Source organism: Streptomyces sp. NPDC051582, assembly GCF_040681715.1.
Classification (GTDB): Bacteria; Actinomycetota; Actinomycetes; order Streptomycetales; family Streptomycetaceae; genus Streptomyces.
In genome coordinates this window covers 1-15,356 of record NZ_JBFAZJ010000033.1, presented here as the reverse complement: position 1 = coordinate 15,356, position 15,356 = coordinate 1, and the positions used below count along the sequence as shown (strand labels likewise).

Here is a 15,356-nt window from a genome sequence, read left to right as displayed (position 1 = left end):
TTCCTGGCGGGCCCTCCGTCTACGGGGTGGCGGGGTCGACCGGGTCGGCGGGGTGCGGAGCCATGGGCAGCAGAGAGGACAGTCGCGCCTCGCACAGCTTCACGAGGGCCTCGTACCCTTCCTTGCCCATCAGCTCGGTCAGCTCGGGGCGGTACGAGACGTACACCGGATCGCCCGCGCCGTGCGCGGACGTCGCCGACGTGCACCACCAGTGCAGGTCGTGCCCGCCCGGACCCCAGCCGCGCCGGTCGTACTCGCCGATCGACACCTGGAGCACGCGGGTGTCGTCGGGCCGGTCGATCCACTCGTAGGTCCGGCGGATCGGCAGCTGCCAGCACACGTCCGGCTTGGTCTCCAGCGGCTCCTGGCCGCTCTTGAGCGCCAGGATGTGCAGCGAGCAGCCCGCTCCGGCGGGGAAGCCGGGCCGGTTGAGGAAGATGCAGGCGCCCTCCCAGCGGCGGGTCTGCTTCTCCCCGTCGTCGTCGGCTTGGGTCCACCCGGTCTCGCTGCCGACGTCGTGGAACTGCCACAGCTCGGGGGTCAGCCGCGCGACGTGCTCGGCGACCCGCTTCTCGTCGTCCTCGTCCGAGAAGTGCGCGCCGAGGGTGCAGCAGCCGTCGGAGGCCCGGCCGGCCTGGATGCCCTGGCAGCCGCTGCCGAAGATGCACGTCCAGCGGGAGGTCAGCCAGGTCAGGTCGCAGCGGAAGACCTGCTCGGCGTCGGCGGGGTCGGGGAACTCCACCCAGGCCCGGGGGAAATCGAGCCCCTTCTCGTCGTCACGGGGGGCGGCGACGGAGGCTTCGGCGGAGGCCTTGGCCTTCTTCACCTTGTTGGACTTGTTGGCCTTCTTCGTATTTGGCACAAACCCAAGCCTAAGGGCCCCTTACGCCACCCATACTCCAGCCGCACAGTAGCGTTTCCTCGTATGAGACTCGGTGTCCTTGATGTGGGTTCGAACACGATCCATCTGCTGGTGGTGGACGCGCACCCCGGCGCGCGCCCGCAGCCGGCGCACTCGCACAAGGTGGAATTGCGGCTCGCGGAGCTGCTCGACGAGCGCGGGGCGGTCACCCCGGAGGGCATAGAGCGCCTCGTCGCGGTGATCGGCGGGGCGGCGCAGGCCGCCGAGGACAAGGGCTGCGAGGACGTCGTCCCCTTCGCGACCAGCGCCGTGCGCGAGGCCACGAACGCGGACGAGGTCCTGGCCAGGGTGCTGGCCGAGACGGGCGTCGACCTGCCGATCCTGAGTGGCGAGGACGAGGCCCGGCTGACGTTCCTGGCCGCCCGGCGCTGGTTCGGCTGGTCCGCGGGCAAGCTGCTGGTCCTCGACATCGGCGGGGGCTCGCTGGAGATCGCGTACGGCATCGACGAGGACCCGGACGCCGCCGTCTCGCTGCCGCTGGGCGCGGGCCGTCTCACCAAGGGCTGGCTGCCGGGCGACCCGCCGGACCCGGCGGACGTACGGGCCCTGCGGCGGCACGCGCGGGCCCAGATCGCCCGCACGGTCGGCGAGTTCAGCCGCTTCGGGGCGCCGGACCACGTGGTGGCGACGTCGAAGACGTTCCGCCAGCTGGCCCGCATCGCGGGCGCGGCCCGCTCGGCGGACGGGCTGTACGTCCAGCGGGACCTGACCCGCAAGTCCCTGGAGGAGTGGGTCCCGCGCCTGGCGGCGATGACCACGGCCCAGCGCTCCGCCCTCCCGGGCGTCTCGGACGGCCGCGCGTCCCAGCTCCTGGCGGGAGCCCTGGTCGCGGAGGGCGCGATGGACCTCTTCGGCGTGGACGAACTCGAAATCTGCCCCTGGGCGCTGAGGGAAGGCGTGATCCTCCGCCGCCTGGACCACCTGCCGTCCTGAGCCGACGGCACGAGCGCCATCCGCTCAGGCAGGCCCCGCCCCGGCCAGACCGGGGCTTCGGGGGGCGGTAGCCCGCTGATCGGCATCGGGGAGGGTCAGGGGGTTCCCGCCAGCCCCCATCGTCTCTCCGGGGCGGGCCGGGCCCTCAAGGGCGCTCCCGGCGGTCGCGTCGCTTCGCGACGGCCTCCGGCCGCCCCTGACCGCCCGTCCCTCCCCGGAACGACAAGGGCTGTCGGGAAGCCCCCTGAAGGACGGTCACCGGGGCACGAGCCTTGAGCAGGCGGCATCAGCGCCGCCAAAGCCCGTTCCGGGGGTGCCGGCTGCCCAGCCGGGGTCCGTAAAACAGGCTCGTCCGGACCGGGGCAAGCCCTGCCGGAGCCGGACAGCGGCCAGATCACCACCGGCGCCGGGCAGGCGGGCGCATGCGTCAGATCGCTACGCGCTTCGGTCGGCACGGCGTCCTGCGGCCGTCCGGGCTCGCTCATGAGGGTCGGGGCCGGGTCCCGGATCGAGCGTGTCCGGCTCCGTCTGGCCGGCGCTCGGGCCTGTGGCAGGTTCGACGTTGTCGACCGACGTGGAGAACTCACGGCCCGATGCGGCCCGGATATAAGCCAGATCGATCCAGTACTCCCGGGCGGCCACGGCCGAGACGTTCTCGTTGATCACTGCCATCAGCTCGCCCTCCACCCCGGAAGCGACATCGCGCACCCGACGGCGCAGCAAGGGGTGCGGTCGGTACTCATGTGCCTCAGACATCGGACCGCTCGCCTGCGCTGCGCAGGAATCGCAATGACGCTCTCAGGGCAGCGCGACTCCGCGTCGGCTGGCGCACGATGGACCAGGCCGCGAAGGGCTTGTCCATACATGGGCGGCAGTTCCTCGACGATCGGCACTTCGACGTGTCGCCGCGTACTTGGCGGCGGTGGGAGGGCGCGCGCCCCGGGTGGCCGCCGGCCGAGACCGCTGCCGTTCTGCACGACGTCTTCGGACAATGGCCCGAGGATCTGGGCTTCACGACGCCCCACGGCTGGATCCGTCCCGCAACACACCAAGAGGACGACGTGAACCGACGGCAGTTCGTATCCGTCACGGCTGCGGCTCTCCTTGCCGGGCCGACTGCGCCCCAGCACGTCGACCCGGCCCTCGTCGACTACTTCCAGCAGCAGCTCGAAGGCCACTACCGGGCCGACATGTACCTCGGCCCCCACGATCTGATCGGTACCGTCAGCGCGCAGTACCAGCTGATCGACAAGCTCATCCGCTCGGCGAAAGGCGAGGTGCGGCGTGGGCTCCTCCGCGCCGGGGCCGCCTACGCCGCCCTCGTCGGCTGGCTGTACCAGGACGCGGGCGACCTAGGCGCTGCCGCCTTCTGGAGGGGCGCCACCCAGGAGATCGCGGTCAGATCGCGTGACCCCCACCTCATCGGGTACAGCCTGGTCAATCAGGCTCAGGTCCGTACGGATCTAGGCGACGGCCGTGGGGTCATCGACCTGTGCGAGGCCGTCCTCGATGAGTCGGACGGACTCTTTCCCAAGGTGAGGATCATGGCCATGCAGCAGCAAGCACACGGCGCCAGCCTCACGGGTGACCGGACCGCCGCGGATCGGCTCATCGACGCGGCTGGGAGACTTCTCTCCCGTGTCGACGATGACCTGCCCTGGGGCAATGCCTGTCGCAGGACGCCGGGATACCTGGAGGTGCAGCGGGCCACCTGCTACGGGCGGCTCGGCCTCGGCCGGGAAGCCGGCGCGCTCTGGACACAGGTTCTCGACGGTGTGCCCGCCACCGCTCGCCGGGACCGTGGCGTGTACCTCGCCCGGCAGGCCACGGCAGCCGCCGTGGCACGGGAGCCCGACCACGCTGTCGAGGTCGCACGCGAGGCCGCGGGGATTGCCGTCGAGACCCGTTCGGCTCGTATGCGCCGTGAACTCGCCACTCTGGAGCGGGTGATGCGGCCGTGGCACGATGCCCCGGTAGGCCGGGACCTGGCCGAGATCCTGGCGCCTGTGAACGAGGGGAGCTGACATGGGTGCACCTGAGCCGCTGTCCGACCGGGAGATCGCGGACCGACTGGCGGGTCTGCCCGGCTGGGAGCGGAAGGGTGACGAGATCACCCGTGTGTACGAGATCCGCTACCACGCCGCGGTGGCCGCGATCGTGACCATTGCGGACCGGTCCCGGAGGATCCACCACCATGCGGACCTCGATCTGCGCATCGACCACCTCCGGGCGTCCATCACGACGCACGATGCCGGCTACCGTCTCACCACTGCGGATTTCGACCTCGCGCACCGGATCGACGTGATCGTCGCCGCACACCAAGCCATCCCGCTGGACTGATCAGGCCCCCCGGCCGGGGGCGGGTGGTGGGCGTCACGGTCCTTCCCGGCCGGGACCCGTACCCTGTCCCCGTGGCAGAACCCGTTCGGATCCCGACTGCGAAAGTCGCCCTTTCCACCGCCTCCGTCTATCCGGAGTCGACGGCGACCGCGTTCGAGATCGCCGCGCGCCTGGGGTACGACGGCGTCGAGGTGATGGTCTGGACGGATCCCGTCAGCCAGGACGTCGACGCCCTGCGGCGGCTCTCCGACCATCACCAGGTCCCGATCCTGGCCGTGCACGCCCCCTGTCTGCTGATCACGCAGCGCGTGTGGTCCACCGATCCCTGGACCAAGCTCCAGCGGGCGCAGTCCGCCGCCGAGCGGCTGGGGGCCTCCACCGTCGTCGTCCACCCGCCCTTCCGCTGGCAGCGGCAGTACGCGAAGGACTTCGTCTCCGGCATCTGGCGGATGGCCGACGAGACCGACGTCCGGTTCGCCGTCGAGAACATGTACCCGTGGCGCTACCGGGACCGCGAGATGCTCGCGTACGCCCCCGAGTGGGACGTCACGAAGGACGACTACCGGCATTTCACCGTCGATCTTTCGCACACCGCCACCGCCCGTACGGATGCCACCGCCATGATCGACCGCATGGGGGACCGGCTCGCGCACGTGCACCTCGCCGACGGGAACGGTTCGGCGAAGGACGAGCACCTGGTTCCGGGACGGGGGACGCAGCCGTGTGCCGAGCTGCTGGAGAGCCTCGCCCGCACCTCCTTCGACGGGCACGTCGTCATCGAGGTCAACACCCGCCGCGCGATGTCCTCCGCCGAGCGCGAGGCCGACCTCGCCGAGGCCCTGGCCTTCACCCGCCTGCACCTCGCGACCCGTCCCACCGGCTCCCCGGTCAAGGCCCCGCGCCCATGACGGAACCCGCCAAGCCGCGCCGCGGGCCCGGCCGGCCCCGCCAGGACGAGGCGGACGAGGGCCCCGGCACCCAGGAACGCATCCGGCTCGCCGCCCGCGAGGTGTTCGCGGAGCGCGGGTACGACAAGACCTCCGTACGCGGCATCGCGAAGGTGGCCGGCGTGGACCCGGCCCTGGTCCACCACTACTTCGGCAGCAAGGACGACCTCTTCGCCGCCGCCATCGAGGTCACGATGGAGCCCGCCCTCGTCGTCCCGCTGATCGTGGGGGAGGGCCCCGAGGGCATCGGGGAGCGGCTGGCCCGCTACTTCCTGGGCATCTGGGAGAACCCGGCCAGCCGGGCTCCCCTCCTCGCCGTCATCCGCTCCGCCCTCACCCACGAGGCAGCGGCGGCGGTGCTGCGCCGACTGGTCCTGCGCCGGGTCCTGGAGCGGGTCGCGGCCGACCTCGACGTCCCCGATCCCACCTTCCGCGCCGAGCTCGCCGCCTCCCACATGATCGGCATCGCGCTCCTGCGGTACGTGGTCCAGGTCGAGCCCCTCGCGTCCGCGGACCCGGAGGACATCATCGCCCTCGTCGCGCCCACTCTCCAGCGTTATCTGACCGAGGAATGAGCCGTCCGTATCGACATGCGGACCGGCTGTCCGCATCGCGGGCCAGGAGCGTAGCCTCGTAACCGAGCCATATCCACAGTCATGCACAGTCGCGGCGGGCGTGCGAACGCCACCGTACTCATGGGGAGTGAACCCGATGCCCGAGCTGAGGTCCCGCACCGTCACCCACGGCCGCAACATGGCGGGCGCACGCGCCCTTATGCGTGCGTCGGGCGTAGCGAGCGCGGACATCGGGAAGCCGATCATCGCGGTCGCGAACTCCTTCACCGAGTTCGTGCCCGGCCACACGCACCTGGCCCCCGTCGGCCGGATCGTCTCCGACGCCATCCGCGCCGCCGGTGCGATCCCGCGCGAGTTCAACACCATCGCGGTCGACGACGGCATCGCCATGGGCCACGGCGGCATGCTGTACTCCCTGCCCTCCCGCGACCTGATCGCGGACAGCGTGGAGTACATGGTCGAGGCGCACTGCGCCGACGCGCTCATCTGCATCTCCAACTGCGACAAGATCACGCCCGGCATGCTGATGGCCGCCATGCGCCTCAACATCCCCGTCGTGTTCGTGTCCGGCGGCCCGATGGAGGCCGGCCAGGCCGTCCTCGTCGACGGCACCGTCCGCAAGCTGGACCTGATCGACGCCATGGTCGACGCCTCCAACGAGAACGTCTCCGACGAGGACGTGCTGCGCATCGAGGAGAACGCCTGTCCGACCTGCGGGTCGTGCAGCGGCATGTTCACCGCCAACTCCATGAACTGCCTGGCCGAGGCCATCGGCCTCGCGCTCCCCGGCAACGGCTCGGTCCTCGCCACGCACACCGCCCGCCGCGCCCTGTACGAGGACGCGGGCCGGACGGTCGTCGAGATCACCAAGCGGTACTACGAGCAGGACGACCACTCGGTCCTGCCGCGCTCCATCGCCACCCGCCAGGCCTTCGAGAACGCCATGGCCCTCGACATCGCCATGGGCGGATCGACGAACACGATCCTGCACCTGCTCGCCGCCGCACAGGAGGCGGGCCTGGAGTACGACCTCACCGACATCGACGAGGTGTCGAAGCGGGTCCCGTGCCTGTCCAAGGTCGCGCCGAACGTGGCGCCCGGCGGCACGTACTACATGGAGGACATCCACCGGGCCGGCGGCATCCCCGCCATCCTCGGCGAGCTGCACCGCGGCGGGCTCCTGAACAAGGACGTCACGACGGTCCACTCGGAGAACCTGGAGGACTGGCTGGCGGAGTGGGACGCGCGCAGCGGCACGGCGAGCGAGACGGCCATGGAGCTGTGGCACGCGGCCCCCGGCTGCGTCCGCTCCGCCACCGCCTTCTCGCAGTCCGAGCGCTGGGACACCCTCGACCTGGACGCCGAGGGCGGTTGCATCCGGTCGGTGCAGCACGCGTACTCCAAGGACGGCGGTCTGGCGGTGCTGCGCGGCAACATCGCGGTCGACGGGTGCGTCGTGAAGACGGCGGGCGTCGACGAGTCGATCTGGACCTTCGAGGGCCCGGCGGTCGTCTGCGAATCGCAGGACGAGGCGGTCGACAAGATCCTCCGCAAGGAGATCAAGGCGGGCGACGTCGTCGTCATCCGGTACGAGGGCCCGCGCGGCGGCCCCGGCATGCAGGAGATGCTCTACCCGACGTCGTTCCTCAAGGGGCGCGGGCTCGGCAAGGTCTGCGCGCTGGTCACGGACGGCCGGTTCTCCGGCGGTACCTCGGGCCTGTCCATCGGCCACGCCTCCCCGGAGGCGGCCTCGGGCGGCGACATCGCCGTCGTCGAGGACGGGGACCGCATCCGGATCGACATCCCGAACCGCTCGATCGAGCTGCTCGTGGACGAGGCCACGCTGGCCGCCCGCCATGCCGCCCTGGGCGGCGTCTACGCCCCGAAGAACCGCGAACGCAAGGTGTCGGCGGCGCTGCGCGCGTACGCGGCGATGGCGACGAGCGCCGACAAGGGCGCGGTCCGCGACGTGTCCAAGCTGGGCGTCTGACGACTCGGCCGGACGCCGCCGGAGCCCCCGCCCGGAGCTCCCGGCGGGGTCCGGCCCCGGTCACCAGCTCGTCGGGTCGGTCGCGTCGACCGCGAAGATCGAGCCGTCCGGGGACGTTCCGTAGACGCGGCCTTCGGCCGGGACCGGGGCCGGGAGCGTCGCCGTGAAACCGGCGCGGCCGTCCGTCGGGCGCGACCGGGTCTGGCCCACCAGCCGCCCGCTCCCGGCGTCCACCGCCAGCAGCCGCCCGTCCGGCGCGGTCAGGAGGATCCGGCCGTCGGCCGGCACCGGGCGGGACGCCGCGGCCAGACCCGTCTCCAGCCGCCACCGTTCCCGCTCCGCACCGACCGCGATCAGCGCGCCCGTGGCGCCGACGGCGTACACCACGCCGTCCGCGCCCACCGCCGCCTCCGTGTCGAACAGCGGAACCGACAAGCGGACCCGCCGTACCGCCTGCGTCGCCGCGTCCACCCGGACCACCGCGCCCGTCTTGCCGTCCGCGTCGGTGTCCAGCAGGTAGAGCCCGCCCCGGGCGGCCCCGACCGGCCGCAGCCGCCCCGCCGTCCGCAGCTGCCAATGCACCGTGCCGCTCGCCGGATCCACCGCCAGCAGCTGCGAGCTCCCGCCACCGTCGTCCGGAGTGGACACGTAGACGACGGCGCCGCCGCCCGCGACGGGGCCGCCCCCGCCCCACCAGAGCGAACCGACCCCGCCGAGCTGCTTCGTCCAGCGCGCCGCCCCGCTCGCGGCGTCCAGCGCCGTCACGTTCCCGTTCGACGGTGAGAGCAGCACCTGCGCGCCCGCCGCCACCACCCGCGTACCGTCCGCCAGCTTCCGCTGCCAGCGCTCGGCGCCCGTCCCCGGATCCAGCGCCCGCAGCGTCCCGGCGCCCGGCTCGGCCACGAGCACCAGCCCGCCCGCGTGCAGCGGCGCACCGTCCCCCGCGGTACGGGCGCCGGCGGCCGTCGCCTTCAGCGACCACACGAGCGACCCGTTCGCCGGGTCGAGCCGCGCCACCGCCACTCCCGGCCCCGCGCAGTACAGGGCGGCCGCCGCCTCCCCCCACGAGCAGGAGCCGGTCCGGTTGCCCGCCCCCGGCTCGCCCAGCGCGACCGTCCACGGTACGAACGGCTTCGCCGGAGCCGGAGCCTTCGCCCGATCCGCCTTCCCCCCGACCTGCCCCGAGGCCCCGGCACCCGTCCCGAAGTGCAGGTACCCGCCCACGGCCCCGCCCGTCAGCAGCAGCCCGACCGCGGCCGCCACCACCGCCCGGGCCCGGAGCCGCCCCCGGCCGGAGCCGGCGGGCTCTGCGGCGGGCTCTTCGGCGGGCTCTTCGAGGGGGATCCGCTCCCTCGCGTGCGTGGGTTCCTCGACCGGCCGCCGGGGCTGCGCGAGGAACACCTGTGTGTCCTCGGAGGTCGGGTACGCCACCGCCCGCATCTCCGCGATCAGCTGCTCCGCGGTGGGCCGGTCCGCCGGCTCCTTCGCCAGGCACCGCGCCACCAGCGGTACGAGCCGCTCCGGCAGCCCGCTCAGATCGGGCTCGGCGTGCACGACCTGGTACGCCACCAGGTAGTGGCTGTCGGAGTCGAAGGGCCCGTGCCCCGTGGCCGCGTGCACGAGTACGGCGCCCAGCGCGAACACGTCCGCCGCCGACCCCACCTCCCGCGGCCGCTGGAACTGCTCCGGCGCCATGTACGGCGGCGTCCCGATCAGCTTCCCCGTCTCGGTCCGCAGATCGCTGTCCGCCGGCCGCGAGATGCCGAAGTCGATGACCCGGACCCCGTCCGGGGCCATCAGCACGTTGCTGGGCTTCAGGTCCCGGTGGACCACCCCCACCCGGTGGATGTCCCGCAGGGCCTCCGCCAGTCCGGCGGCGAGCCGGGCCAGCTCGGCCGGGTCCAGCACCCGCTCCCGTACGCGCTCGGCCAGCGTCGGGGCGTCGATGAACAGGGTGGCCATCCAAGGCCGTTCGGCATCCGGGTCGGCGTCCACGACGGGCGCGGTGAACGCTCCGCTCACCCGCCGGGCGGCGGCGACCTCCTGCCGGAACCGGGCCCGGAACTCCGGATCGACCGCGTGCTCGGCATGCACGATCTTGACGGCGAGTTTCAGCCCCGAACCGGAGGTGGCCAGATGGACGACGCCCATCCCGCCGGACCCGAGCACCGATTCCAGCCGGTACTGGCCCGCGTACTCAGGAAAGCCCACGTAGTCCGCGCGCAGCGAATGCACCGCTCAACCACCCCCGCCGGAGCCTAGTCGATGGGCCGTACGAATCTCCAAGGGTCCTGCTACCCTGCGCGAGTTGCGCACGGCAACACCCATGGGGGGAGATTTCAACATGTCCGTGGAGAACGATTCCGGCCAAGTCCAGAGCCTCACCGGGGGCTCGGGATTCCCGACATTTCCCGTCGCTCCGGGCTACCGCGTGAACGTCCGCAGCGGCCCGGGGACGAACTACTCGATCGTCGACACCCTGCCGTACGGCGCGACCGTCGGGATCCGCTGCCAGTGCGACGGCACGACCGTCTCCGGCCCGTACGGCACGTCGGACATCTGGGACTGCATCGGCAACGGCCGCTTCGTCTCCGACGCGTACGTGAAGACCGGCAGCGACGGCTACGTGGCCAACCGCTGCAACTGATCCCCGGACCGGGGCGGCTCGCCGGACCGGGCGGCTCCCGGGACCGGGGCGGCCGCCCGTCTGCCACGTGAGACGCTCCCGGCCCGCCCGCCCCGGCGGGGGATAATCGCTGATGTGAGCGACGACGACCAGCGAGACCAGACCCCCGCCGAGCCGGCCCCGGCCACGCCGGCCGGGCAGACCCCGGCCGGGCAGACCGCCGCCGGGCAGGCACCGGCGGCACCGGCCGCCACCGGGCCCGAGCCCGAGCCGATCCGGTTCTTCGGCACCACTTGGGTGGACCACGACGGCGGCTACGCACTGCGCCGCGCCGCCGTCGGCGCCGGCTCGCTCGTCACCGCCGTCGCCGCGGCCGTGCTGCTCCGCCTCTCCTACGAGGGGCTGGAGATCGGCAACGTCGGCCCGTTCCTCAGCATCTCCGTCGTCGTCCTCTTCGCGATCGCCAGCTCCATCGCCTTCGTGAAGACCTGGGACTCCTTCAGCCGTCGCCCGGCCCCCTCCTCCGACGAGGCCGCCCTCAAGGGCCTGAAGACGATCGGTTTCATCGGCTCCCTCATCGCGTACTTCCTGCGCTGCTTCTTCGAGGCTCCCGGCGAGAAGCTGCGCCGCGCCGAGTACGCGCGCGCCACCGCCGAGTTCGCCCGCCGCCGCAGCGCCCGTACGGGCAACCCGGCCGCGCGCCGCCCCAAGCGCAAGAAGTAGCGGCCCCTTCGAAGCCTCGCTGTTGACGCCCCGGCACAGCCAGGAGCATTATTCATCACATGATGAATAACCCGCAGGCGCCGCCCGGCGAATCCGCCCCGCCCGCCCCGCCCGCCATCCACGCCCGCGGGCTCACCGTCCGCCGCGGCACCGGCCGCAGCCCCCGCACCGTCCTCGACTCCATCGCCTTCGACGTCCCCCGCGGGCGCATCACCGGCCTCCTCGGCCCCTCCGGCTGCGGCAAATCCACCCTCATGCGCTCCATCGTCGGCACCCAGGCCCACGTCACCGGCACCCTCGACGTCCTCGGCCGCCCCGCCGGCCACCCCGAACTCCGCTCCCGGATCGGCTACGTCACCCAGGCCCCGTCCGTCTACGACGACCTCACCGTCCGCCAGAACCTCGACTACTTCGCCGCCGTCCTGCACCCCGGCCGCGCCGCGGCCGACCGCCGCCGCGACACGGTCACCCGCGCCATCGCCGACGTCGACCTCACCGGCCGCGCCGGCGCCCTCGCCGGGAACCTCTCCGGAGGTCAGCGCAGCCGCGTCTCCCTCGCCGTCGCACTCCTCGGCACCCCCGAGCTCCTCGTACTCGACGAGCCCACCGTCGGCCTCGACCCCGTCCTGCGCCGGGACCTGTGGAACCTCTTCCACGACATCGCCGCCACCCGCGGCGCCACGATCCTCGTCTCCTCCCACGTCATGGACGAGGCCGAGCGCTGCCACGACCTGCTCCTCATGCGCGAGGGCCGCATCCTCGCCCAGGACACCCCCGACGCACTGCGCACCCGTACCCGCTCCGCCACCGTCGAGGAAGGCTTCCTGCGCCTCGTCGACGAAGCGAACGCCCAGGCCAACGCCGACGCCCATGCCGGCCCCGACGCCTATGCCGACGCCGACGCGAAGTCCGAGGTCACCCGATGAGCGCCGCCCGCACCGCCGCCACCGCCGCCCGCGTCCTGCGCCAGCTGCGCCACGACCCGCGCTCCATCGCGCTGATGCTGCTGGTCCCCGTCCTGATGCTGACGCTGCTGCGCTTCGTCTTCGACGGCAGCCCGCGGACCTTCGACAGCATCGGTGCGTCCCTCCTCGGGATCTTCCCCCTCATCACCATGTTCCTGGTGACCTCGATCGCCACCCTGCGCGAGCGCACCTCCGGCACCCTCGAACGCCTCCTCGCCATGCCGCTGGGCAAGGGCGACCTCATCGCCGGCTACGCCCTCGCCTTCGGCGCCGTCGCCGTCGTCCAGTCCCTCCTCGCCACCGGCCTCGCCCTCTGGCTCCTCGGCCTCGACGTCGTCGGCTCGCCCTGGCTGCTCCTGCTCGTCGCCCTGCTCGACGCGCTCCTCGGCACCGCCCTCGGCCTGTTCGTCTCCGCCTTCGCCGCGTCCGAGTTCCAGGCCGTCCAGTTCATGCCGGCCGTGATCTTCCCGCAGCTCCTGCTGTGCGGCCTGTTCGCGGCGCGCGACACCATGCAGCCCGTCCTCGAAGGCATCTCGAACGTGCTGCCCATGTCGTACGCCGTCGACGGCATGACCCAGGTCCTCACCCACACGGACATGACCGCCGACTTCGTCCGCGACGCCGTCATCGTGGCCGGCTGTGCACTGCTCGTCCTCGCCCTGGGCGCGGCCACCCTCCGCCGCCGTACGCCCTGACCGCCGCCTGACCGCCACGGAGCCTGACCGCACTGCGGACACCGCCTCGCCGCCACGCGCACGGGTGCAAGGATGAGGAGGGAGAAGCCAGCACACGTGCAAGAAAGTTCGGCGAGGTGAATCGGGCATGACCCAGACAGTCGCAGTCCTCGGTACCGGCAAGATCGGCGAGGCGCTGCTCAGCGGAATGATCCGCGGCGGCTGGCCCGCCTCCAAACTCCTCGTCACCGCCCGCCGCCCCGAACGCGCGGAGGAGCTCCGCTCCCGCTACGGCGTCGAGGCGGTCGGCAACGCCGAGGCGGCCAAGCGCGCCGACACCCTCATCCTCACCGTCAAACCGCAGGACATGGGCAAGCTCCTCGAAGAGCTCGCCCCGCACGTTCCCGCCGACCGCCTGGTCATCAGCGGCGCCGCCGGCATCCCCACCTCCTTCTTCGAGGAGCGGCTCGCCTCCGGCACCCCCGTCGTCCGCGTCATGACGAACACCCCCGCCCTCGTCGACGAGGCCATGTCCGTCATCTCGGCCGGCAGCCACGCCACCGCCGCACACCTCGCCCACACCGAGGAGATCTTCGGCGGCGTCGGCAAGACCCTGCGCGTCCCCGAGTCGCAGCAGGACGCCGCCACCGCCCTCTCCGGCTCCGGGCCCGCCTACTTCTACTTCCTCGTCGAGGCGATGACCGACGCCGGCATCCTCCTCGGCCTGCCCCGCGCCCAGGCCCACGACCTCATCGTGCAGGCCGCCATCGGCGCCGCGGTGATGCTCCGGGACAGCGGCGAGCACCCGGTCAAGCTCCGCGAGGCCGTCACCTCCCCGGCCGGCACCACCATCAACGCGATCGTCGAGCTGGAACGGCACGGCGTACGGGCCGCCCTGATCGCGGCCCTCGAAGCGGCCCGCGACCGCAGCCGCGAACTCGCCTCCGGCAACAGCTGACGCAGACGTCCGCAGACGTCGGAGTCCGCAGACGTCCGCAGGAGAGGGGTCGTACGGGCCCCCGCGCGAGCGCGGGCCCGCACGACCCGTTCTCCTTCAGGCCTCCAGCAGCCCGATGGCCCGGTACGCCCGGTCCACGACCGGCCGCGCCAGGGCCCGCGCCCGCCCGGCCCCCTCGCGCAGCACCTTCTCCACCGCCGCCGGATCGGCCGCCAGCTCGGCGTGCCGCTCCTGCACCGGCCGCAGCAGCTCCACCACCGCGTCGGCGACGTCCCGCTTGAGCGCCCCGTACCCGCTGTACTGCTCCGCGAGCGCGGCCGGGTCCCCGCCGGTACAGGCGGCCAGCACGTCCAGCAGGTTCGCGACCCCCGGCCGCGCCTCCCGGTCGTAGACGACACCGCCGTCCCCGCTGTCGGTCACCGCCCGCATGACCTTCTTGCGGATCACCCCGGGCTCGTCCAGCATGAAGACCACCCCGGGCCCCGCCCCGCCGGACTTCCCCATCTTCGACGTGGGCTCCTGAAGGTCCATGACCCGCGCGGCCACCTTCGGCAGCGTCACCTTCGGGACCGTGAACGTGTGCCCGTACCGCTGGTTGAACCGCACCGCCAGATCCCGGGCCAGCTCCACGTGCTGCCGCTGGTCCTCACCCACCGGGACCTCCTCGGTCCCGTACGCGAGGATGTCGGCGGCCATCAGCACGGGATACGTCAGGAGCGACAGCCGTACGCCCTCGCCGGACGCCTGCGCCTGCGCGGACTTCTCCTTGTACTGGATCATCCGGCGCATCTCGCCGTCGGTGGCGGTGCATTCCAGGAGGTACGAGAGACGGGTGTGCTCGTCGACGTGGCTCTGCATGAACAGGGTGCACTTCTGTGGGTCCAGCCCGGAGGCGAGGAACAGCGTCGCCACCTGCCTGCTGAGCCGGCGCACCCGCGCGGGATCGTGCTCGACGGTCAGTGCGTGGAGGTCCACGACGCAGAACAGCGCCTCGTCCGGCTGCCGGTCGGCCGCGACCCACTGCCGCAGGGCCCCCAGGTAGTTCCCCAGCGTCAGGTGCCCGGTCGGCTTGATCCCGCTGAAGATCCTCGTCATGTCCTGTCTCCCTGTTCGTGGCTGGTGTCGGTGTCGGGACCGCCGCGTCGGGCGACCGAGCCACTCCCGGGAGGGGAGAAACAGAAACGGCCGCCGGAAGCGGCGGCCGTGAGCGCATGCGTGCTCGCGTGGTGGTCGGCCGCCGTCAGGCGGCCCACCAGCGAAGGCTGGACGTGAGCGCATGCGTAGTCATGGGGAGAAGGCTAGCTCCTCGGGGCGGCCCCTGTCCTGGGGTTGACACGCATGTCCGGCATCCGTAAGGTTCTTCGAGTTGTCCGACGTGAGCGCCGACCCCGGTCGGTCCCCGGACAGCCATTCCGCTCTACACATTCGAACGAACGACGCACTGTGTCGTCTCGTTTTCATGCGTATTTGCGAATGAGGAATCCGTGTCCACGGACGCAGTCGCCGATTAGGTTCGGGGGCAAGGAATCCGCTACTGTCTCACTCGCCGCAAGGGCCCAACAGCCCGAGCAGCGAAACCCGCTGACTGGGAGTCAGGCCCGAAAGGATCTGATAGAGTCGGAATCGCCGGAAAGGGAAAACGCGAAAGCGAAGAACCTGGAAAGCAAGCGGAACTGACTCTGATAGAGTCGGAAACGCAAGAA

General features: G+C 72.1%; 14 protein-coding genes and 1 pseudogene. 11 read left to right on the top strand and 4 right to left on the bottom strand.

Features of this window, described 5'->3' with window-relative positions; genetic code table 11:
• Nucleotides 1–19: 19 nt before the first annotated feature.
• A complete protein-coding gene (locus AB0M92_RS32180) occupies nt 20–862 on the bottom strand; it encodes a hypothetical protein (RefSeq protein ID WP_366105863.1) in 843 nt (280 codons plus the stop codon).
• A gap of 63 nt (nt 863–925) precedes the next feature.
• On the opposite strand from AB0M92_RS32180, the gene AB0M92_RS32175 reads away from it, so the two are divergent.
• Nucleotides 926–1,855, top strand: a complete 930-nt coding sequence (locus AB0M92_RS32175) for a Ppx/GppA phosphatase family protein (protein WP_366105862.1) — start codon at nt 926–928, stop codon at nt 1,853–1,855.
• A 549-nt stretch (nt 1,856–2,404) separates the two neighbouring features.
• On the opposite strand, the pseudogene AB0M92_RS32170 reads toward AB0M92_RS32175, so the two are convergent.
• A pseudogene (locus tag AB0M92_RS32170) lies at nt 2,405–2,611 on the bottom strand (hypothetical protein); the annotation flags it as partial.
• 77 nt (nt 2,612–2,688) lie between these two features.
• On the opposite strand from AB0M92_RS32170, the gene AB0M92_RS32165 reads away from it, so the two are divergent.
• From AB0M92_RS32165 to ilvD, 5 genes are all read left to right on the top strand, one after another.
• A complete protein-coding gene (locus AB0M92_RS32165) occupies nt 2,689–3,879 on the top strand; it encodes a Twin-arginine translocation pathway signal (RefSeq protein WP_366105861.1) in 1,191 nt (396 codons plus the stop codon).
• A 1-nt stretch (nt 3,880) separates the two neighbouring features.
• The gene (locus AB0M92_RS32160; protein ID WP_366105860.1) at nt 3,881–4,195 is read left to right on the top strand and encodes a 4a-hydroxytetrahydrobiopterin dehydratase; all 315 of its coding nucleotides are present in this window, start codon (nt 3,881–3,883) and stop codon (nt 4,193–4,195) included.
• 71 nt (nt 4,196–4,266) lie between these two features.
• Nucleotides 4,267–5,103, top strand: coding sequence for a sugar phosphate isomerase/epimerase (locus AB0M92_RS32155; protein WP_366105859.1), 837 nt, complete (start codon nt 4,267–4,269; stop codon nt 5,101–5,103).
• Entirely contained in the window at nt 5,100–5,717 is a 618-nt protein-coding gene (locus AB0M92_RS32150) for a TetR family transcriptional regulator (protein WP_366105858.1), read from the top strand. Before AB0M92_RS32155 ends, AB0M92_RS32150 begins: the two co-directional genes overlap by 4 nt.
• A 136-nt stretch (nt 5,718–5,853) precedes the next feature.
• Nucleotides 5,854–7,707: a dihydroxy-acid dehydratase gene (gene ilvD / locus AB0M92_RS32145; RefSeq protein ID WP_366105857.1), complete on the top strand. Its 1,854-nt coding sequence runs from the start codon at nt 5,854–5,856 to the stop codon at nt 7,705–7,707.
• Nucleotides 7,708–7,767: 60 nt separating this feature from the next.
• Here the strand turns inward: ilvD and AB0M92_RS32140 are convergent, their stop codons facing one another.
• Complete coding sequence (locus AB0M92_RS32140) at nt 7,768–9,942, bottom strand: serine/threonine-protein kinase (protein WP_366105856.1); 2,175 nt, start codon at nt 9,940–9,942, stop codon at nt 7,768–7,770.
• Between the two features lie 109 nt (nt 9,943–10,051).
• On the opposite strand from AB0M92_RS32140, the gene AB0M92_RS32135 reads away from it, so the two are divergent.
• The 5 genes from AB0M92_RS32135 (at nt 10,052) to proC (ending at nt 13,653) form a co-directional block, all read left to right on the top strand.
• Nucleotides 10,052–10,354: an SH3 domain-containing protein gene (locus tag AB0M92_RS32135; protein ID WP_366105855.1), complete on the top strand. Its 303-nt coding sequence runs from the start codon at nt 10,052–10,054 to the stop codon at nt 10,352–10,354.
• Between the two features lie 252 nt (nt 10,355–10,606).
• Nucleotides 10,607–11,056: a hypothetical protein gene (locus AB0M92_RS32130; protein ID WP_366105928.1), complete on the top strand. Its 450-nt coding sequence runs from the start codon at nt 10,607–10,609 to the stop codon at nt 11,054–11,056.
• Between the two features lie 59 nt (nt 11,057–11,115).
• Nucleotides 11,116–11,982, top strand: a complete 867-nt coding sequence (locus AB0M92_RS32125) for an ABC transporter ATP-binding protein (protein WP_366105854.1) — start codon at nt 11,116–11,118, stop codon at nt 11,980–11,982.
• A complete protein-coding gene (locus AB0M92_RS32120) occupies nt 11,979–12,716 on the top strand; it encodes an ABC transporter permease (RefSeq protein WP_366105853.1) in 738 nt (245 codons plus the stop codon). The genes AB0M92_RS32125 and AB0M92_RS32120 overlap by 4 nt, the downstream gene beginning before the upstream one ends.
• A gap of 127 nt (nt 12,717–12,843) precedes the next feature.
• Complete coding sequence (proC, locus tag AB0M92_RS32115) at nt 12,844–13,653, top strand: pyrroline-5-carboxylate reductase (protein WP_048476370.1); 810 nt, start codon at nt 12,844–12,846, stop codon at nt 13,651–13,653.
• A gap of 96 nt (nt 13,654–13,749) precedes the next feature.
• On the opposite strand, the gene trpS is transcribed toward proC, so the two are convergent.
• The gene (gene trpS / locus AB0M92_RS32110) at nt 13,750–14,748 is read right to left on the bottom strand and encodes a tryptophan--tRNA ligase (protein WP_366105852.1); all 999 of its coding nucleotides are present in this window, start codon (nt 14,746–14,748) and stop codon (nt 13,750–13,752) included.
• Nucleotides 14,749–15,356: the final 608 nt, after the last annotated feature.

Excerpts from the sequence above, each read along its gene's own strand:
- trpS (WP_366105852.1), bottom strand. The coding sequence starts at position 14,748 with ATGACGAGGATCTTCAGCGGGATCAAGCCGACCGGGCACCTGACGCTG.
- AB0M92_RS32175 (WP_366105862.1), top strand. The coding sequence starts at position 926 with ATGAGACTCGGTGTCCTTGATGTGGGTTCGAACACGATCCATCTGCTG.
- ilvD (WP_366105857.1), top strand. The coding sequence starts at position 5,854 with ATGCCCGAGCTGAGGTCCCGCACCGTCACCCACGGCCGCAACATGGCG.
- AB0M92_RS32150 (WP_366105858.1), top strand. The coding sequence starts at position 5,100 with ATGACGGAACCCGCCAAGCCGCGCCGCGGGCCCGGCCGGCCCCGCCAG.
- AB0M92_RS32160 (WP_366105860.1), top strand. The coding sequence starts at position 3,881 with ATGGGTGCACCTGAGCCGCTGTCCGACCGGGAGATCGCGGACCGACTG.
- proC (WP_048476370.1), top strand. The coding sequence starts at position 12,844 with ATGACCCAGACAGTCGCAGTCCTCGGTACCGGCAAGATCGGCGAGGCG.
- AB0M92_RS32120 (WP_366105853.1), top strand. The coding sequence starts at position 11,979 with ATGAGCGCCGCCCGCACCGCCGCCACCGCCGCCCGCGTCCTGCGCCAG.
- AB0M92_RS32125 (WP_366105854.1), top strand. The coding sequence starts at position 11,116 with ATGATGAATAACCCGCAGGCGCCGCCCGGCGAATCCGCCCCGCCCGCC.
- AB0M92_RS32135 (WP_366105855.1), top strand. The coding sequence starts at position 10,052 with ATGTCCGTGGAGAACGATTCCGGCCAAGTCCAGAGCCTCACCGGGGGC.
- AB0M92_RS32165 (WP_366105861.1), top strand. The coding sequence starts at position 2,689 with ATGGACCAGGCCGCGAAGGGCTTGTCCATACATGGGCGGCAGTTCCTC.